16 protein-coding genes are annotated in these 17,966 nt (G+C 65.5%); 11 read left to right on the forward strand and 5 right to left on the reverse strand.

Going from position 1 to position 17,966, the window contains the following annotated elements; genetic code table 11:
- The first annotated feature begins 2 nt into the window (after positions 1-2).
- The 7 genes from ASE26_RS27605 (at position 3) to ASE26_RS27635 (ending at position 10,350) form a co-directional block, all read left to right on the forward strand.
- On the forward strand, positions 3-1,274 hold the full coding sequence (locus tag ASE26_RS27605) for a glutamate-5-semialdehyde dehydrogenase (RefSeq protein ID WP_057247323.1): 1,272 nt from the start codon (positions 3-5) through the stop codon (positions 1,272-1,274).
- 5 nt (positions 1,275-1,279) lie between these two features.
- A complete protein-coding gene (locus ASE26_RS27610; protein WP_055934166.1) occupies positions 1,280-1,696 on the forward strand; it encodes a CopD family protein in 417 nt (138 codons plus the stop codon).
- A 19-nt stretch (positions 1,697-1,715) separates the two neighbouring features.
- Complete coding sequence (locus ASE26_RS27615; protein ID WP_373922092.1) at positions 1,716-2,918, forward strand: class I SAM-dependent RNA methyltransferase; 1,203 nt, start codon at positions 1,716-1,718, stop codon at positions 2,916-2,918.
- A gap of 99 nt (positions 2,919-3,017) precedes the next feature.
- Positions 3,018-4,289, forward strand: coding sequence for a multidrug effflux MFS transporter (locus tag ASE26_RS27620; protein WP_082507448.1), 1,272 nt, complete (start codon positions 3,018-3,020; stop codon positions 4,287-4,289).
- Between the two features lie 159 nt (positions 4,290-4,448).
- On the forward strand, positions 4,449-6,578 hold the full coding sequence (locus ASE26_RS27625) for an HDOD domain-containing protein (protein WP_057247324.1): 2,130 nt from the start codon (positions 4,449-4,451) through the stop codon (positions 6,576-6,578).
- A gap of 7 nt (positions 6,579-6,585) precedes the next feature.
- Complete coding sequence (locus ASE26_RS27630; protein ID WP_055934162.1) at positions 6,586-8,805, forward strand: bifunctional diguanylate cyclase/phosphodiesterase; 2,220 nt, start codon at positions 6,586-6,588, stop codon at positions 8,803-8,805.
- A 6-nt stretch (positions 8,806-8,811) separates the two neighbouring features.
- Entirely contained in the window at positions 8,812-10,350 is a 1,539-nt protein-coding gene (locus ASE26_RS27635) for an SEL1-like repeat protein (RefSeq protein WP_055934160.1), read from the forward strand.
- A 78-nt stretch (positions 10,351-10,428) separates the two neighbouring features.
- Here the strand turns inward: ASE26_RS27635 and infA are convergent, their stop codons facing one another.
- Positions 10,429-10,692 (reverse strand): translation initiation factor IF-1, encoded by a 264-nt coding sequence (gene infA, locus ASE26_RS27640; RefSeq protein WP_055934158.1) that lies wholly within the window; start codon positions 10,690-10,692, stop codon positions 10,429-10,431.
- Between the two features lie 316 nt (positions 10,693-11,008).
- On the opposite strand from infA, the gene ASE26_RS27645 reads away from it, so the two are divergent.
- Positions 11,009-11,476, forward strand: coding sequence for a DUF4440 domain-containing protein (locus ASE26_RS27645; protein WP_055934156.1), 468 nt, complete (start codon positions 11,009-11,011; stop codon positions 11,474-11,476).
- On the opposite strand, the gene ASE26_RS27650 is transcribed toward ASE26_RS27645, so the two are convergent.
- Positions 11,473-12,318 carry a TolB family protein gene (locus ASE26_RS27650; protein WP_057247325.1) on the reverse strand — a complete coding sequence of 282 codons (846 nt, stop codon included), beginning with the start codon at positions 12,316-12,318 and terminating at the stop codon, positions 11,473-11,475. The genes ASE26_RS27645 and ASE26_RS27650 overlap by 4 nt on opposite strands.
- A 169-nt stretch (positions 12,319-12,487) precedes the next feature.
- Here ASE26_RS27650 and ASE26_RS27655 point away from each other — a divergent pair, with 169 nt between their 5' ends.
- Genes ASE26_RS27655 through ASE26_RS27665 form a run of 3 tightly spaced genes read left to right on the forward strand, consistent with a single transcriptional unit; the run spans position 12,488 to position 14,159 of the window.
- A complete protein-coding gene (locus tag ASE26_RS27655; protein ID WP_055934152.1) occupies positions 12,488-13,153 on the forward strand; it encodes a CsgG/HfaB family protein in 666 nt (221 codons plus the stop codon).
- Positions 13,150-13,500 carry a DUF4810 domain-containing protein gene (locus tag ASE26_RS27660; protein WP_055934150.1) on the forward strand — a complete coding sequence of 117 codons (351 nt, stop codon included), beginning with the start codon at positions 13,150-13,152 and terminating at the stop codon, positions 13,498-13,500. The genes ASE26_RS27655 and ASE26_RS27660 overlap by 4 nt, the downstream gene beginning before the upstream one ends.
- Positions 13,497-14,159: a DUF799 domain-containing protein gene (locus ASE26_RS27665; RefSeq protein WP_055934149.1), complete on the forward strand. Its 663-nt coding sequence runs from the start codon at positions 13,497-13,499 to the stop codon at positions 14,157-14,159. Before ASE26_RS27660 ends, ASE26_RS27665 begins: the two co-directional genes overlap by 4 nt.
- A gap of 55 nt (positions 14,160-14,214) precedes the next feature.
- Here ASE26_RS27665 and ASE26_RS27670 read toward each other — a convergent pair whose 3' ends face one another.
- From ASE26_RS27670 to ASE26_RS27680, 3 genes are read right to left on the reverse strand one after another with little or no spacing between them, the layout of a single operon-like run.
- Positions 14,215-16,083, reverse strand: coding sequence for an MFS transporter (locus ASE26_RS27670; protein ID WP_055934146.1), 1,869 nt, complete (start codon positions 16,081-16,083; stop codon positions 14,215-14,217).
- 17 nt (positions 16,084-16,100) lie between these two features.
- Positions 16,101-17,186 (reverse strand): N-acetylglucosamine-6-phosphate deacetylase, encoded by a 1,086-nt coding sequence (locus ASE26_RS27675; protein ID WP_055934144.1) that lies wholly within the window; start codon positions 17,184-17,186, stop codon positions 16,101-16,103.
- 2 nt (positions 17,187-17,188) lie between these two features.
- Positions 17,189-17,956 carry a DeoR family transcriptional regulator gene (locus ASE26_RS27680; protein ID WP_055934142.1) on the reverse strand — a complete coding sequence of 256 codons (768 nt, stop codon included), beginning with the start codon at positions 17,954-17,956 and terminating at the stop codon, positions 17,189-17,191.
- Positions 17,957-17,966: the final 10 nt, after the last annotated feature.

Genomic DNA, 17,966 nt, shown 5'->3' on the forward strand with positions numbered 1-17,966 from the left:
AAATGGACATCAAGCAGTACATGCAAGACATCGGCCGGCGCGCCCGCGCCGCATCGCGCGCCATGGCGCGCGCCGACAGCGCCACCCGCAACCGCGCGTTGCAGCTGATCGCCGAGGCGATCGAGCGCGAAGCGCCGGCCCTGCGCGCGGCCAACGAGCAGGACCTGGCCGCCGCGCGCGCCGCCGGCCTGGCGCCGGCCATGCTGGAGCGCCTGGCATTGACCGACAAGGCCATCGCCACCATGGTGGAAGGCTTGCGCCAGATCGTCGCCCTGCCGGACCCGGTGGGCGAAATCTCGAACGTGAAAATCCGCCCGTCCGGCATCCAGGTGGGCCAGATGCGCGTGCCGCTGGGCGTGATCGGCATCATCTACGAAGCGCGCCCGAATGTCACCGTGGATGCGGCCGGCCTGTGCATCAAGAGCGGCAACGCCACCATCCTGCGCGGCGGTTCGGAAGCGATCCACTGCAACCGCGCGCTGGCGCGCCTGGTGGCCGAAGGCTTGCGCGGCGCCGGCTTGCCGGCCGACGGCGTGCAGGTGGTCGACACCACCGACCGCGCCGCCGTCGGCGCCCTGATCACCATGCCGCAGTTCGTGGACGTGATCGTGCCGCGCGGCGGCAAGGGCCTGATCGCGCGCCTGATGGAAGAAGCCACGGTACCGATGATCAAGCACCTGGACGGCATCTGCCATGTGTATATCGACGCCAAGGCCGACCTGGCCAAGGCGCTGGACATCGGCTTCAACGCCAAGTGCCACCGCTACGGCACCTGCAACACCATGGAAACGCTGCTGGTGGCGCGCCCCGTCGCCGCCGCAGTGCTGCCGCAGCTGGCCGCGCGCTACCTGGCCGAATCGGTCGAGCTGCGCGCCGACGCCGAAGCGTACGCCATCCTGGCCGCCTGCGCCTACCCGCACCTGGCGCACGCCACGGAAGAAGACTGGGCCACGGAATACCTGGCGCCGATCCTGGCGGTGCGCGTGGTGGACGGGCTGGACGCCGCCATCGAGCATTGCAACACCTGGTCGTCCAAGCACACCGAGGCGATCGTCACCGAAGACTACTCGGCCGCCATGCGCTTCCTGCGCGAAGTCGATTCCTCGTCGGTGATGATCAACGCCTCGACCCGTTTCGCCGACGGCTTCGAGTACGGCTTGGGCGCCGAGATCGGCATCTCCAACGACAAGCTGCACGCGCGCGGCCCGGTCGGCCTGGAAGGGCTGACTTCCCTTAAATACGTGGTGTTCGGCCACGGCGAGATCAGAAAGTAAGCCCAATGCTGTGGATCAAAGCGCTGCATATCGTCTTCATCGTATCGTGGATGTCCGGCCTGTTTTACCTGCCGCGCATCTTCGTCAACCTGGCCATGGAAGCGCCGGGCCCGACGACCGAGCGGCTGCTGACGATGGCGCGCAAGCTGTACCGCTTCACCACCATGCTGGCGCTGCCGGCGCTGGTGTTCGGGATCTGGCTGGCGGTGCTGCAGTACGGCGCCAGGATGCCGGGCTGGCTGCATGGCAAGCTGCTGCTGGTGTTCCTGCTGATTGGCTACCACCACGCCTGCGGCGCGCTCTTGAAGAAATTTGAACGCGGCGTCAATACCCGCGGTCATGTGTTTTACCGGTGGTTCAATGAAGTACCGGTGCTGATGTTGCTGGCGATCGTGATCCTGGTGGTCGTCAAGCCTTTTTAACGGATAAAGGGTCCCCCAAATGCCATCATATTTCTGCCCATGCCCGCGCGGCCTGGAAGCCGCCCTGGCGGAAGAACTGACCGAAATCGCGGCCATGAGCCCGACCATGAAGGTCCACAACCAGGTTCCCGGCGGCGTGCACGCCTCTGGCGACCTGTACGACGCCTACCGCATCAACCTGCACTCGCGCATCGCCTCGCGCGTCTTGATGCGCATGGGCGTGTGCCACTACCAGAACGAAAACGACATCTACGACCTGGTGCTGGGACAGCCGTGGGAAGAATGGTTCGGCGTGCAGCACACCATCCGGGTCGACGTCACCGCCATCAAGTCGCCTTTGAAGTCGCTGGAATTCACCACGTTGAAGATCAAGGACGCCGTGTGCGACCGCTTCCGCGACATGTACAACAAGCGGCCGTCGGTCAACACGCGCGAGCCGGACATGCGCATCTTCGGTTTCCTCGACCAGCGCCAGTTCATGGTCTACCTCGACACCTCGGGCGAAGCGCTGTTCAAGCGCGGCTGGCGTGAAGAAACCGGCGACGCCCCGCTGCGCGAAAACCTGGCCGCCGGCCTGCTGCGCGTATCGGGCTGGAAGCCGGGCGTGCCGCTGTTCGACCCGATGTGCGGTTCCGGCACCATCCTGTGCGAAGCGGCGCAGATGGTGCAGGGCATCCCGCCGGGCGCGCGGCGCCGCTTCGCGTTCGAGAAATTCCACGACTTCGACCCGGAGCCGTGGCAGAAGATGAAGACCGACTTCAAGCCCAACCCGCTGCCGGCCGAGCCGACCATTTTCGGCTCCGACATTTCCGGCGACATGGTGGCCATGGCGCGCCACAACCTGAAGAGCGCCGGCATCCAGTTCGAGGTGCCCCTCAAGCAGATCGAAGCGCAGCAGGTGCAGGCGCCGAGCAAGGAAGCGGGCATCCTGCTGACCAACCCGCCGTACGGCGAGCGGATCGGCGTGCGCGGCGACGCCAGCCTGGAAGAAGACGAACTGGCGAAGAGCTTCTACAGCGCCTTCTCCACCACGCTCAAGCAGCGCTTCCCGGGCTGGACCGCCTACCTGTTCACCGCCGACCTGGGCCTGCCGAAGATGCTGCGCCTGAAAGAATCGCGCAAGACGCCATTCTTCAACGGCGCGCTCGAATGCCGCCTGTTCCGTTTCGACATGGTGGCCGGCTTCAACCGCAAGGCAGCCGGCGACGCGCCAGCCGAGTAATCGCAGGCCCGCAAAATGTCCACTTCGGGGTCAGGAACCAAAGTGGACATTTCCTGCGAAAATGTCCACTTCCGTTCCTGACCCCGAAGTGGACATTTGATGCTTTCGACGCCTACTCCTCCGCCTCCAAACGACGCCCCCGCCCGCATCCCTGAGCCGGAGGCAGCGCAGCGCAAGCCGCTGGGACCGGGCGCGCTGGCGGCGGTGCTGGCCAGCCTGTCGATGCTGGGCCCTTTCTCGATCGACGCCTACCTCCCCGCATTTCCCAATATCCAGGCCACGCTGCATGCGACGCCGATCGAAGTCCAGCAATCGCTGACGGCCTATATGCTGGCCTTTGCCGGCATGGTGCTGTGGCATGGCGCGCTGTCGGACGCCTTCGGCCGCCGCAACGTGATCCTGGTATCGCTGGTGGCCTTCCTGCTGGGCACCGTGGGCTGCGCCGCTGCGCACTCGGTACAATACCTGTGGTTCTTCCGCGTGCTGCAGGGGGTGTCGGCCGGCGCCGGCGTGGTGGTGGGGCGCGCCATCATCCGCGACCTGTATGCCGATGCCGCCGCCGCGCGCCTGCTGTCGCTGGTGACCATGATCTTTGCCATCGCGCCGGCCGTGGCGCCGGTGCTGGGCGGCTTCATCGTCAAGTATTCCGACTGGCGCACCATCTTCCTGGCGCTGGCCGGCTACACGGTGCTGCTGTTCATCGTCTGCTACCGGCGCCTGCCCGACACGCTGCCGCGCGACCAGCGGCAGCCGTTCAACCCGCGCTACCTGTGGCGCAACTACAAGGCCATCCTGTCCTCGCCGCTGTTCCACCTGAAGACCGGGGTGGTGGCCTTCAACTTCGCCGGCCTGTTCCTGTACATCACAGCGGCGCCGGTGGCGCTGCCGGCGCAGCTGCACCTGGGGCCCGACCAATTCGCCTGGCTGTTCGTGCCGGCAGTGTCCGGCATCTTCCTCGGCGCCCTGGCCGCCAACCGCATCGCCGGCAAGACCAGCTTCATGCGCCAGATCGGCATCGGCTTCTGCTTCCTGATCACGGCCGCCACGGTCAACCTCGGCTACCACCTCCTGGCCGGGCCGGCGCTGCCGTGGAGCGTGCTGCCGCTGTTCTTCTACACCTTCGGCATGTCGATGGCGGCGCCGGCCGCCACCCTGCTGGCGCTCGACCTGTTCCCGCACATCCGCGGCACGGTAGCCTCGGTGCAATCGTTCGCCACCACGCTGCTGGGCGCCCTGGTGGCCGGCGTGCTGGCGCCGCTGGCATCGCACTCCTTCCTGTGGCTGGCGGCCGGCCAGCTGGCGCTGGCGCTGACGGCGCTGGGCTTATGGTTGACGGCGCGCTCACTCCGGCGCAAGATAGTGCCTGTTTGAAAATATTGTTGGCATTTGGTAAATTAATACCAATAGTGTCGTTCTTTCTACACAAATGCAGCTTATTGCCGCCAGAAATTTGTATTGCTATCAAGTTATAGTATATTTATGCCAATTTGCGTAGTGGATTGCAAGCCGGAAGACAGCCGCTAAGACCCCATGCAACATCCCGAACAAGACATCCGCAATCGCTTGCTGATCGCGCGGCTCCCCGCCATGCCGCAGATCCTGATCAAGCTGATCGAGCTCCTGCAAGCCGACGACGCCGGCATGCCGGAGCTGGCCGCGCTGATCGCCAAGGATGCCGGGATGGCCAGCAAGATCCTGGCCGTGGCCAACAGTTCGGCCTACCAGCGCCACCAGCGCACGGTGGGCCTGGAGCAGGCCCTGGTTGCGCTCGGCACCGACACCATCAAGACGCTGGTGATCTCCGAATCGGTATTCCAGACCTTCAGCAGTTTCCCGCACAGCGGCAGCACCGACCTGCGCGCCTTCTGGAAAGGCTCGCTGAGCACCGCCGTCATCGCGCGCGACATCGCGCGCGCGCTCGCTTACCCGCACGTGGAAGAAGCCTACCTGGCCGGCCTGCTGCACAATGTCGGCCGCCTGGCGCTGCTGGCCACCGCGCCCAAGGAATACGCCTACAACTTCAGCGCGCGCGACGACGAAGAGCTGTGCGCAGTGGAGCTGCGCACGCTGGAAATCACCCACGCCGAGGCGGGCGCCTGGCTGATCGAGCGCTGGAACCTCGATTCCTTCCTGGCCGACTCGGTGCTGTACCACCACGAGCCGCTGCCGCGCCTGGAAGCGGCGCACCCATTGATCCGCATCGTGCGCCTGGCGCACCAGCTGTGCTATCACGCCGATGCGCCGCAGGCGGCTGCCGCCGCGGCCGCGCTGTGCGGCGTCGAAGAAGACAAGCTGGACGCCTTCGTCAAGTCGGCTGCGCGGCAAGTGGCGCGCGCCGCCGAAGCGCTGGGCATCGACCTGGCCGGCGCCGGCGAGCTGCCGGCGCCGGTGGACCCGGTGCAGGCGCGCTTGTCGGAAGAAGTGCGCAATATGGTGCTGGTGCAGGAGATGGGCCAGTGCTTCGCGCGCCAGCAGGGCGAAGCCGGCATGCTGGACGCCATGACGCGTTCGGCGCGCATGCTGTTCGACCTCGGGACCACGGTGATCCTGCTGGAGAGCCCGACCGGTCACGCGCTGCAAGGCGCCGGCAGCGGCGAAGCGCAGCAGCGCCTGGCCGAGTTCACCGTGCCGCTGAACAAGCCCGGCTTGCTGGCCGATGCCGCCAACCAGCGCCAGCCGGCCTTTGCCGCGCGCGCCGGCGCCGGCCTGGGCATCGCCGAAGAACAGCTGCTGCGCATCGTCGGCAGCGAAGCGCTGGTATGCCTGCCGCTGGTGGCCGGCCAGCGCTGCCTGGGCATGATCGTGGGCGGCGTGCCGGCCTGGCAGCTGCCGCTGCTGCAAAAGAAGCAGCGCTTCCTGCAGGCCTACGGCAGCCAGGCCGCCAATGCGCTGGAGACTGCGCTGTCGGAGCGCGGCCACGCCCGGCGCCAGCTGGCGCACGTGGCCGAGGAATACAGGGAGGCCTCGCGGCGCGTGGTGCACGAGGTGAACAACCCGCTGTCGATCATCAAGAACTACCTGTCGGTGCTGGACGCCAAGCTGGCGCGGCGCGAGCCGGTGGTGTCTGAAATGTCGATCCTGAACGAGGAGATCGACCGCGTCGGCCACCTGATCAACGGCCTGGCCGACCTGCAGCCCAGCGACGGCGCCTGCCTGGCCAATGTGGCGCGCGTGGTAGAAGACGTGCTGCGCCTGTTCCGCGCCACCGACTTCCTGCCCGCCTCGGTGCAGGTGATCACGCGCATGCAGGACGGCCCGCAGGAGATCGACGGCGACGCCGACCTGCTCAAGCAAATCCTGGTCAACCTGGTCAAGAATGCGATCGAAGCGCAGCCCGATGGCGGCCGCATCGAGATCGCCAACCGCGGCCTGGTCAACCGCGAACGCCGGCTGTACGTGGAGCTGGCGGTGGGCGACGCCGGCCCCGGCCTGTCGCAGGAAGTGCTGGCCAACTTGTTTACCGCCGTGCAGAGCAGCAAGCAAGGCAAGCACCACGGCCTGGGCCTGTCCATCGTGCACAGCCTGGTGAAGAAGATGAACGGCATGATCAGCTGCCGCAGCGGCGCCAACGGCACCTCGTTTGAACTCCTGCTGCCGGCCCGCGGCAGCACCAGCCAGCTCGCCCCGGTGCAGGCGCGCGGCGCGGTGGATTCCGTATAAGGCCCGCATGAACCAGATGATCCCGACGCCCGCGGCCGCGGCACCGGAATTCCAGCCACGCCTGCTGCTGGTTGACGACGAAGCGCGCCTGCTGTCTTCCCTGTATGAGCTGCTGCGCGTGCAGGGCAGCTACCAGCTGGTCACCGCCGCCAGCGGCGCCGAAGCGCTGGCGCACCTGAGCCGCCAGCAGTTCGACCTGCTGCTGCTGGACCTGCGCCTGCCCGATATGAGCGGCCACGACATCATGGACTTCGTGAACGCGCGCGAGATCGACTGCGACGTGATCGTGATGAGCGGCGAGGCCGGCATCGAGGCCGCCATCGGCGCCCTGAAGCGCGGCGCCTACGATTACCTGCGCAAGCCGTACAATCCGCCCGAGCTGCTCAAGACGGTGGAAAACGCGCTGCAAAAGCGCCGCCTGGCGGTGGAGAACACGCGCATCGCGCAGCGCCTGGAAAATTCGGAGAAGATGTACCGCTACCTGGTGGACAGCTCGCCCGACATCATCTACACCCTGAACCACGAAGGCTGCTTCACTTTCGTCAACGACCGCGCCTACCAGCTGCTGGGCTATTCGCGCGAAGAGCTGATCGGCCGCCACTACTCGCTGCTGGTGCACGAAGAAGACCAGGAGCGCGCGCGCTACGTGTTCAACGAGCGCCGCGTCGACGAACGCGCCTCGCGCAATGTGGAGCTGCGCCTGAAGTGCAACAACAGCGCCGCCGGCGACCGCACCTTCAGCAACACCCTGATGACGATCTCGCTGAACGCGATCGGCATGCACGTGCCGGGCGAGGAGGTGGCGCGGCACGAATTCTTCGGCACCTACGGCGTGGCGCGCGACATCACCGACCGCAAGAGGGCCGAGGAGATGATTTCCTACCAGGCCTACCACGACATCCTGACCGACCTGCCGAACCGCATCCTGTTCAAGGACCGCCTGGGGCTGGCCGTGATCCAGGCCAAGCGCAAGCTGGCCGAGCTGGCCGTGATGTTCATCGACTTGGACCGCTTCAAGCTGGTCAACGACACGCTGGGCCACGTCAAGGGCGACGAGCTGCTGCAGCAGGCCGCGCGGCGCCTGAAGGAGTGCCTGCGCAAGGGCGACACGCTGGCGCGCCACAGCGGCGACGAATTCACCATCGTGCTGCCCGAACTGCGCGACCGCGGCGATGCCAAGGCCATTGCCGACAAGTTCCAGGAAGTGCTGCAGCAGCCGTTCGACCTGGACGGCCACGTGGCGCACATTTCGGCCTCGATCGGCATCGCGGTCTACCCCAGCGACGGCGACTCGATCGAAGAGCTGCTGCGCCACGCCGACATCGCCATGTACCAGGTCAAGGCGCAGGGCAAGAACGGCCACAGCTTCTACCACCCGTCGATGCAGGACATGTCGCACCAGAAGATCGCGCTGGAGCAGTCGCTGCGCAAGGCGCTGGAAAACAACGAACTGGAGATGTACTACCAGCCGCAGGTCGACATGGCCAGCGGCCGCATCATCGGCGCCGAAGGCCTGATGCGCTGGAACCACCCGGCGCGCGGCCTGCTGTCGGCCGGCGAGTTCCTGCCGTTCGCCGAAGAGAACGGCCTGATGCTGCCGATCTCGGACTGGATGATCGGCGCGCTGTGCCGCGACCTGCTGCTGTGGAATGCTGCCGGCGCCGACAATATCCGCCTGTCGCTGAACCTGTCGCCGCAATACCTGGACCGCGGCGACTTCTTCGAGAAGATGCGCAATGCGCTGGCGCGCTACCAGATTTCGCCGTCGCAGATCGAAGTCGAGATCACCGAGAACATCTGCATCCGCAACCCGCAATACGCGATCGAGCAGCTGAACAAGCTGTGCCAGCTGGGCGTGTCGGTTGCCATCGACGATTTCGGCACCGGCTATTCCTCGCTGTCCTACCTGCACCGCTTCCCGATCCACACCATCAAGATCGACCAGAGCTTCGTCAAGGAGATCCACGACGAGCATGGCCACTATCCTGTGATCCTGGCCATCATCTCGATCGCGCGCGGCCTCGGCCTGCACCTGGTGGCGGAAGGGGTGGAGACCGAAGTGCAGGCGCGCTACCTGGCTGCCAACGGCTGCGCCACCATGCAAGGCTACCTGTATTACCGCCCGATCGCGCTGACCGGTTTCATGCAGGTGCTGGCGGCGCAGAACCAGGCCGACGCCCCTGTCGCCGTGGCCCCGGCCGGACTGCGGCTGGCAAGCCAGGCGTAAGCATCGATGCAGAGCCAAGCCCCGGCTGAAGTGGCCGAATTCCTGCGCCTGCGCCAACTGGCCGAGCGCGGCGTGGCCAATGCCCAGCACAGCCTGGGCTTCATGTACTTCAACGGCCAGGGTGTAGCGCAGAGCTATGAGCTGGCCGTGGCCTGGTACCGCCAGGCGGCCAACGCCGGCCTGGAGCACGCCCAATACAACCTGGGCGTGATGTTCCAGAAAGGGCAGGGCGTCGATACCGACTTCGCCGAAGCGGCGCACTGGTACCAGCTCGCGGCCGAGCAAGGCTATGCCGCCGCGCAGTACAACCTGGGCTGGCTGTATGCCAAGGGCCAGGGCGTGCCGCACGACACCGAGCAGGCGCGCCACTGGTTCGCCAGGGCCGCCGACCAGGGCGACGCCGGCGCGCAGAACAATCTCGGGATGATGTACGACACTGGCCGGGGCGTGCCGCAGGACTTCGCGCAAGCGATCATGTGGTACCGCAAGGCCGCCGAACAGGGCTATGCCCGGGCCCAGTTCAACCTCGGCCTGCGCTACGACAACGGGCAAGGCGTGGCGCAGGACGGCAAGCAGGCGCTGGGCTGGTTCCGCAAGGCCGCCGAGCAAGGCTATGCCGCGGCCCAGTTCAATCTCGCGCTGCGCTATGACAAGGGGCAGGATGTGGCGGCCGACGCCGCGCGCGCCATCAAGTGGTACACGCTGGCGGCGCAGCAGGACCACGTCAGCTCGCAGTTCAACCTGGGCCTGATCTACGACAACGGCAACGGCGTGCCGCGCGACGAAGCGCTGGCGCTGCAGTGGTACCGGCGCGCCGCCGAACTGGGGCACGCCGGCGCGCAGAACAACCTGGGCCAGCGCTACGAGCAGGGGCAGGGCGTGGCGCAAGACCATCGCGCAGCCGCGCACTGGTACCGCAAGGCCGCCGAAGCGGGCCACCCGGCCGCGCAATACCACCTGGCGCAGTTATATGAGCAAGGCCTCGGCGTGGCGCGCGACCAGCAGGAAGCGATTTTCTGGTACCGCAAGGCGGCCGACCAGGGCCATTTACGGGCCCAATTCGACCTCGGCCTGCGCTATGAAAGCGGGCAGGGCGTGCCGCAGGATGCGCGCAAGGCGCTGGCCTGGTATCGCCGCGCCGCCGAACAGGATTACGTGGCCGCGCAATTCATGCTGGGCCAGATCCACGACCGCGACGACGGTCCCGCGCCCGACCTGCTGCAAGCAAACGCCTGGTACCGCAAGGCCGCCGAGCAAGGCCACATACTGGCATGCTTCACGCTTGGCCTGCGCTGCGACAACGGCCAGGGCATGCCGCGCGACTTCCAGCAAGCGCTGTCCTGGTACCTGGCCGCCGCGCGCCAGGGCCACGGCCGGGCCCAGCTTAATGCCGGCCTGATGTTCCTGACCGGCCAGGGCACCGAAGCCGACGCCGAACAGGCCTGGCGCTGGCTCTCGCTGGCCGAGCGCAACGGCCAGCCCGGCGCAGCGCGCCACCTCGCCACCGCCGCCGCCCGCCTCACCCCGGAACGCCTTCCAGCATAAAAGTCGGGGTCAGGTCTGGCAATCGGACATTTCGCTGCGCGAAATGTCCGATTGCCAGACCTGACCCCGACTTTTAAATTAGCGGCGACGCGGTGCCGGACGTGGGCCGGATGTGCCGCGCTGTTCGATGTGGCGGAATACGATGCGGCCTTTGTTCAGGTCGTACGGCGACAGTTCCAGCGTGACCTTGTCGCCGGCAATAATGCGGATGAAGTTCTTCTTCATGCGGCCACCGGTGTAGGCAATCAGCTTATGACCGTTGTCCAGGTCGACGCGGAAGCGCTGCTCCGGCAGGATCTCGGTGACCACGCCATTCATTTCGATGAGTTCTTCTTTTGCCATGGTGTTTTCCTTTGCGATTGGGTGGGCGAGGAGCGAAAAAAAAGCCCGCGTTGTTGCGGGCTTCGTTTCAATGTAATGCCAATGTTTCAATCGCTGCTACAGCCCGTGCTATCTGCGCGGTGCGAAGCGGTCAGCCAATGCTATCTGCAAGGTGCCGGCCTGTGACCAATGTTTGGTGCTACAGGGTGAGGTTCTCGAGGACTTCACCACGGAACGCAGTATAGCATAGGTTTGTGCGGTGCACAAATAATTTATTGCGTCCTGCCGCCAGAGCTCACGCATGTTACATTGACAACTCCCAATCCTGGACATTTTCATGAAAAAGCTCAGCATGCCGCTTGCAACCCTGTTCGCTTTGACGGCCATGACAGCGTCGGCGGCCACGGCCGAACCGCTGGCCAAGACCATTGCGGATCTCGACGCCGCCGCTTTCGACGCCTTCAACCACTGCAGCGCGCCGGAGCAGCTGCAAAAGCACGCGGGTTTTTTTGCGCCGGACGTGGAGTTTTACCACGACACGGGCGGAGTCACCTGGTCGCGCCAGGAAATGATCGCCAATACGCAAAAATACGTCTGCGGCAATTTCCGGCGTGAGATTGTGCCGGGCACGCTCAAAGTCTCCGCGGTCAAGGACTTCGGCGCGATTGAAACGGGTTCGCACCGCTTTTGCCAATTTGCCAGCGGACAATGCGAAGGCTTGGCGGACTTCGCCATTGTCTGGAGCAATAAGTCGGGCAACTGGCTGATTACCCGCGTCCTCAGTTACGGCCATCGCCCCAATTAACGATAGCTGCCCGGCTCGAACGGGTAGCTGTAAATATTCTCGATGAAGCGTTCGCCTTCTTTTACCTGGCGTGCCAGGTAAAGGCGCTTGCCGTGCACGAAGGGCGTGAATTCGGCCTGCGCGGTGTTGAATGGGGCGCCGATATTTTTCGGCGTGCTCCAGCCGTTCTTGCCATTGAAGCTGATGTACAGGTCCATGTCGCCGGCGCCGCCGGGCGCGTCGGAGAAGTACAGCAGGTAGCTCTGGTCGGCGGCGATGTAGGGATTCGATTCGCGCCATGGACCGGTGTTGACCGGCTCCGGCATGCGCTCCGGCGCGATGTACTTGCCGTCGACGTGGCGTGAACGCCACAGGTCCGACTTGCCTTCGGCGCCGTTCTTCATGAAGTAGATGGTGCCATCGGCAGCGATCGAGCCGGATGATTCGGATTCGTCGCTGTTGATGTCGTGGCCCAGGTGTTGCAGCGGCCCCCAGCGGCCGTCCTGCAGCGCTACCGAATAGATATCGAAGCCTTTGCGGCCCGGCCTGTCCGGCAGCGGGCGATTGGATTGGAAGATGATCGACTTGCCGTCCGGTGCGAAGGCCGGGTCGATGTCGCGCGAGCCGTCGGTGGCGGAGAATGGCACCGGCGCCGGCTTTTGCCACTTGCCGTCCACCTTGTGCGATTCCACGATCAGCAGCCGGGTGCGGGCGCCGCCCGACTGCACCCACAGCGCGTGCTGGCCATCGGGCGACAAGGTGAAGCCGAACACGCCGTTGTCGGACACCAGGCCCGGTTCAAACATGCCATCGGCAGGCGCGGCGGCTAATGCAGTAGCAAACAGCAGGGCAAGAATATTCATCGCGTGTGAGTGTGGGATGTGGCAACACAGCAGCATCCTAGCACCAACACTTATCGGGCAGATGAGCCTAAATGATTTTTTCGCAACGTGATGTTTCCCATAACACAATTTGCGCATTGCCGCAAGGCACCATATAATTCAATAATCGAAACTTAATTTAGAAATTGATATGAAGAAAATCCTCGCCTCTGTCTTCGCTGTCGCCGCACTGGCGGGCTGCGCAACCGAAAGCCACCAGGCACTGCAAGTGGAAAAAGTCGCCAGCGCCTCGCGTCCATACGTCGGCCCGCGCACCCTGGTAGCGGTCGGCAAATTCGACAACCGTTCCAGCTTCATGCGCGGCGTGTTCACCGACGGCGTCGACCGCCTCGGCGCCCAAGCCAAGACCATCCTGATTTCGCACATGCAGCAGACCAACCGCTTCAACGTGCTGGACCGCGACAATATGGCGGAACTGCAGCAGGAAGCCGCCTACAAAAAGCAGGGCCAGAACATCAAGGGCGCTGACTTCGTGGTGACCGGCGACGTGACCGAATTCGGCCGCAAGGAAGTGGGCGACCACCAGCTGTTCGGCCTCGCCGGCCGCGGCAAGACGCAGGTCGCCTACGCCAAGATCACCCTGAACGTGGTGAATATCGCTACTTCGGAAGTGGTGTACTCGGCAGCCGGCGCAGGCGAATACAGCCTGTCCAACCGCGAGATCCTGGGCTTTGGCGGTACCGCCAGCTATGACGCTACCCTGAACGGCAAGGTGCTGGACCTGGCCATGCGCGAAGCAGTTGAGCGCCTGGTAGCGGGCATGGAAGCCGGCGCATTCCGCGAGGCGCGCCCATGATGCGCCGTTTGACCCTGGCCCTTGGCGTAACGCTGGCGCTGGCCGGCTGCCAGCACCAGCCGGCAACGATTTACCAGTGGGAGAGCTACCAGCCGCAGGTGTACCAGTACTTCAAGGGCGAGAGCCCGATCGCCCAGATCGAGGTGCTGGAAAAGGACCTGCTGAAGATCAATGCGCAAGGCAAGACGCCGCCACCGGGCTACCATGCCCACCTCGGCGTGCTGTATTCGGTGATCGGCCGTGGCGACCTGATGGCCGCCCAATTCGAGGCTGAGAAGCAGCTGTTCCCTGAGTCCGCAGCGTATATGGACTTTTTGCTCAAGAATACTAAGAAGGCCGCCCAATGATCAAGAAGTGCATGAAACTGGCGGCTTGCCTGCTGCCTGCGATGTTTGCCGTGGGTTGCGCCACGCACCAGGAACCATACGATTACTCCGCATTCAAGGCCAGCAAGCCGAAGTCGATCGTGGTGCTGCCACCGCTGAACAACTCGCCTGAAGTCAAGGCGACCTACGGCATGCTGTCGCAAATGACTTACCCGCTGGCGGAAGCCGGCTACTACGTGCTGCCGGTAACGGCGGTGGACGAGACCTTCAAGCAGAACGGCCTGGCCAACGCGGTCGACGTGCATAACGTCAGCACCAAGAAGCTGCAGGAAATCTTCGGCGCCGACGCCGCCCTGTACGTGACGGTGACCAAGTACGGTTCGGTGTATACCGTGATCAACAGCGAAGTCGTGGTGGCGGCGGAAGCCAAGCTGGTGGACCTGAAGAGCGGCGCGCTGCTGTGGGAAGGCAAGGCGACTGCTTCCAGCGCAGAGCAGAACAACAACAGCGGCGGCGGCCTGATCGGCGCCCTGGTGGCTGCTGCGGTCAAGCAGATCATCAATACCGCGACCGATGCCTCGTACCCGATCGCTGGCGTGGCAAGCAACCGCATGCTGGCCACCGGCGGCCAGCGCGGCCTGCTGTACGGCCCGCGTTCGGCCAACTACAACAAGCCTTAAGCTCCCCCTCCTGCTTCCGCCGCGTACTGCCGGCGGAAGCAGTCCAGCCACTGCGCTAGCGCGCGAAGTGCGCTTCAATTTCCTCCAGCGTTTTCCCTTTCGTCTCCGGCAGCAGGAAAGCCGCAGCCAGGAAGTACACCACCGTGCATCCGGCCCAGAAGAAGAACATCGCAGCGTAGCCATGCCGGCCCACGGTCGGCAGGAACACTGCTGCAATCGTGGTCGAGACAAACTGGTTGACCAGCAGCGCAATGCTCATGCCGTTGGAGCGGATGCGGGTTGGCATCAGTTCCGACAGCGCGAGCCACACGCAGACTCCGGGGCCCACCGCGAAGCTGGCCACGAACAGGCAGATTGCCAGCGTCACCTGCCAGCCATGGGCTGCCGAAGGCAGGGCGCCGATTTGCGCCTGTTCGATTGTCAAAGGCGCGTTGCGCCCTGCGGCCGGATCGGCGAATGGATTCAGGTGCAGGCGGCGGAAGAAGGCGCCGATCACACTGTCCGGCTGCACGGTGTCGTCGCGCGACAACACCATGGGCGCCAGCGCCGGATCGTCGCTGCGGCGCGTCTGCACGTTGGTGAACGGGCCGTAGGAGTAGGACACGGTCAGCAGCTGCGGCGCTGCGTCCTGGCCGGCTTGCGCGCCCAGCGCCTTGAGGGTTTTTGCATCGAGGCGCAGCGACAGGGTATCGCCTTTGGCTTGCGCCGCCACGATGGCGCCGACGTCGCGCCGCTCGCTCTCGACGCTGCGGAACAGCAGGCCGGCGCTCAGCAGGGCGATCACGATGCCGCCGCTGCCCAGCATCAGCAGGAATTTACGGCCCTTGCGGTCGACCAGCAGCACCGCCACCACGGTCATGACGGCGTTCAGCAGCTTGAGGCCGACGTCGGCCATGTTGGCGCTGGCGCCGGGCAGGCCGGCCTGGTTCAGGATATTGACCACGTAGGCCAGCACCGAGTTGATGCCGGTGGCCTGGGTGCAGGCCAGCACCAGGCAGGCCAGCAGGAATGGCAGCATGTAGCGGCGGCTCAGCAGGCGATCGTCGGCCGCGGCGGCGCCGGCCGGGCTGCGCGCTGCAGGCGCGCCGCCCCTGCCGGCCACGACGCCGCGCGCGGCGGCGATGTCGCCTTCGCTCGGCCCGCCGGGCGCGGCGTGCTGCACGACTACCCCGGCAGCGGCCTGCATGTCGCGCAGTTCGGCGTCCGCTGCGGCAGCGGCACGGCTGCGCAGCAGGGCGCTGCGCGCCTGTTCGATGCGGCCGCGCTGTACCAGCCAGCGCGGCGATTCAGCCAGCAGCCCGCTGCCGAAAGTGAATACCAGGCCGGGCGCAAGGCACATCCAGAAGATGCTGCGCCAGGCGTGGTCCTTGGCGTCGAATACGGCGGCGGCGCGCGCGGTGTCCGGCAAGGCTTGCGCGGCCTGGGTTGCGGCCTCGACGTTCTGTGCCTGCAGCAGGCCGATCACGGCGGCGGCGACCAGGCCGATGGTCAGCAGGAGCTGGAACAGGGCGGCGCCTCGGCCGCGCTGTTGCGCGCCCAGGCACTCGGCGAGATAGAGCGGCACGACGACGCCGATCAAGCCGCCGCTGATGCCTTGCAGCAGGCGCCCGAGCAGCAGCGGGGTGTAGCCGTCGGACAGCGCGATCAAGGGGATGCTGATGGTGAACAGGGCGCCGGCCAGCACCATCGCCCAGCGGCGGCCGATGGCATCGGCAATGGCGCCGGCAAACAGGGAAGACAGCACCGAGCCAAGCAGCACGGCGGCAACGATGAAGCTCAGTTGCTGCGCGCTCAGCTTCCAGGCAACGGAAGCGGTGGACTCCAGGTAAGGCAGGGCGCCGGCAATGATGCCGACGTCGATCCCGTACAGCAGGCCGCCCATCCCGGCGATAAACAGTAAATAGCGCATGGATAAGGCCTGCATCGGATCTCCTGATATTTTTATGAGAGTGGAATGGCCTCGCCTTCAACGAAGACGGCCACAGGGTGTAAAGACTGGTCCAGCACGACGATGTCGGCCCACGCTCCGGGCGCCAGGCGGCCGCGCTGCGACTCGCCCAGGTAGTCGGCAGGGAAGAGCGACAGGCGCCGGGAAGCTTCCGCCACGTCCATGCCCAGGCTGACGAAGTTGCGCAGCGCCTGGTCCATGGTCAGCACCGAGCCGGCCAGCGAACCGGTGGCAAGGCGCACGCAGCCCATGCACTTGAACACGCGCTGGGTGCCCAGCGCATATTCGCCGTCCGGCATGCCGGTGGCGGAAGTGGCGTCGGTCACGCCGTACAGGCGCGGGATGGCGCGCAGCGCGGCGCGCATGGCGCCCGGGTGCACGTGCAGCAGGTCGGGAATGATTTCGGCGTATTCGGCGTGCGCCATGGCCACGTCCACCATGCCCGGCTCCTTGTGGCTCATGCCGGTCATGCCGTTGAACAGGTGGGTGAAGCCGGCGGCGCCGGCGCGCATGGCGGCCACGCCGTCGTCGTAGCTGCCGGCGCTGTGGCCGATCTGGACCCGGATGCCCATGTTCTTCAAGTGCGGGATCAGTTCCAGGTGGCCCGTCACTTCGGGCGCCATGGTCAGCACGCGGATCGGTGCGATGGCGTTGTAGCTTTCCACCAGGGCGCGGCTGCCGGTCACCACGTCGGGCGGCTGGGCGCCCAGGCGGCGCCGGTTCAGGAACGGGCCCTCCAGGTGCACGCCCAGCATGCGCGCGCCGTGCTGCGGGCGCTGTGCGATGGCGCCGGCCAGGCCTTGCAGGGCGTGGCGGATCGAATCCTCTTTGGCAGTCAGCGTGGTGCCGAGCAGCGCGGTGGTGCCGTGCCGCGCGTGGCTGCGCGCCACCACGGCTCCCGCATTGCCGCCTTCCATGATGTCGACGCCGGAGGCGCCGTGCACGTGCAGGTCGACGAAGCCGGGGATGATGGTCAAGCCTTCGGCGGCGGGGCCTTCGGTGATGCTGGCGATGCGCTGGTCGAAGGCGATGGCGCCAGTGATCCAGCCGTCGGGAGTGAGGATACGGCCTTGCAGCATTTTTACTCCGCGATGATCACTTCAATGCCGCGCTTCTCCAGCCCCTCGCGATACTCGGTGCTGATGCTGGCGTCGGTGATGACGGTATGCACGCGGTCCAGCTGCACGATGCGGTGCAGCGAGACGCGGCCGAACTTGGAGGCGTCGGTCAGCACGATGACTTTCTTGGCGCGTTCCACCATCTTGTGGTTCAGGTTTGCTTCCGCCTCGTGGTGGGTGGTGATGCCGAACTGCAGGTCGAAACCGTCGACGCCGAGGAACAGCTTGTCGAAGTTATAGGCCGACAGGCAGGCTTCGGCCTGGGCGCCTTGCAGCGACAGCGATTGCTTGCGCAGGCGGCCGCCGGTCAGGATCAGGTCCACGCCCGGCGCGTCGGCCAGTTCCCAGGCGATGTTCAGGCCGTTGGTCAGCACCGTGACATCGCTGGCGTCGCGCAGCTGGCGCGCCAGCGAGATGGTGGTGGTGCCGGAGTCGATGATGACGTTGTCGCCCGGTTGCACCATGCGCGCGGCCAGCAGGCCGATTTGTTCTTTCTGCGCCTGGTTCAGGGAATCCTTCTGGCGGATGGTGTGCTCGGTTGGCGGCGTGCGCGCCAGCAGGGCGCCGCCGTGGCTGCGCTGCACCAGGCCTTGCGATTCAAGCACGCTGAGGTCGCTGCGGATGGTGACGGCGGAGACGCCAAGCTTGTCCACCAGGTCGGCTACCTGGACCGAACCATGTTGAACGATTGCCTGCAGGATGGTTTCGCGGCGTTGGCTGGTATTTCGCATGTCTTGTGTC

The organism is Duganella sp. Root198D2, from assembly GCF_001428585.1.
Taxonomy (GTDB): domain Bacteria; phylum Pseudomonadota; class Gammaproteobacteria; order Burkholderiales; family Burkholderiaceae_D; genus Rugamonas.

Coding starts and splice junctions, on each gene's coding strand:
- ASE26_RS27615 (WP_373922092.1), top strand. CDS start 1,716: ATGCCATCATATTTCTGCCCATGCCCGCGCGGCCTGGAAGCCGCCCTG.
- ASE26_RS27620 (WP_082507448.1), top strand. CDS start 3,018: ATGCTTTCGACGCCTACTCCTCCGCCTCCAAACGACGCCCCCGCCCGC.
- ASE26_RS27660 (WP_055934150.1), top strand. CDS start 13,150: ATGATGCGCCGTTTGACCCTGGCCCTTGGCGTAACGCTGGCGCTGGCC.
- ASE26_RS27645 (WP_055934156.1), top strand. CDS start 11,009: ATGAAAAAGCTCAGCATGCCGCTTGCAACCCTGTTCGCTTTGACGGCC.
- ASE26_RS27675 (WP_055934144.1), bottom strand. CDS start 17,186: ATGCTGCAAGGCCGTATCCTCACTCCCGACGGCTGGATCACTGGCGCC.
- ASE26_RS27680 (WP_055934142.1), bottom strand. CDS start 17,956: ATGCGAAATACCAGCCAACGCCGCGAAACCATCCTGCAGGCAATCGTT.
- ASE26_RS27630 (WP_055934162.1), top strand. CDS start 6,586: ATGAACCAGATGATCCCGACGCCCGCGGCCGCGGCACCGGAATTCCAG.
- ASE26_RS27610 (WP_055934166.1), top strand. CDS start 1,280: ATGCTGTGGATCAAAGCGCTGCATATCGTCTTCATCGTATCGTGGATG.
- ASE26_RS27605 (WP_057247323.1), top strand. CDS start 3: ATGGACATCAAGCAGTACATGCAAGACATCGGCCGGCGCGCCCGCGCC.
- ASE26_RS27665 (WP_055934149.1), top strand. CDS start 13,497: ATGATCAAGAAGTGCATGAAACTGGCGGCTTGCCTGCTGCCTGCGATG.
- ASE26_RS27635 (WP_055934160.1), top strand. CDS start 8,812: ATGCAGAGCCAAGCCCCGGCTGAAGTGGCCGAATTCCTGCGCCTGCGC.
- ASE26_RS27655 (WP_055934152.1), top strand. CDS start 12,488: ATGAAGAAAATCCTCGCCTCTGTCTTCGCTGTCGCCGCACTGGCGGGC.
- infA (WP_055934158.1), bottom strand. CDS start 10,692: ATGGCAAAAGAAGAACTCATCGAAATGAATGGCGTGGTCACCGAGATC.
- ASE26_RS27625 (WP_057247324.1), top strand. CDS start 4,449: ATGCAACATCCCGAACAAGACATCCGCAATCGCTTGCTGATCGCGCGG.
- ASE26_RS27670 (WP_055934146.1), bottom strand. CDS start 16,083: ATGCAGGCCTTATCCATGCGCTATTTACTGTTTATCGCCGGGATGGGC.
- ASE26_RS27650 (WP_057247325.1), bottom strand. CDS start 12,318: ATGAATATTCTTGCCCTGCTGTTTGCTACTGCATTAGCCGCCGCGCCT.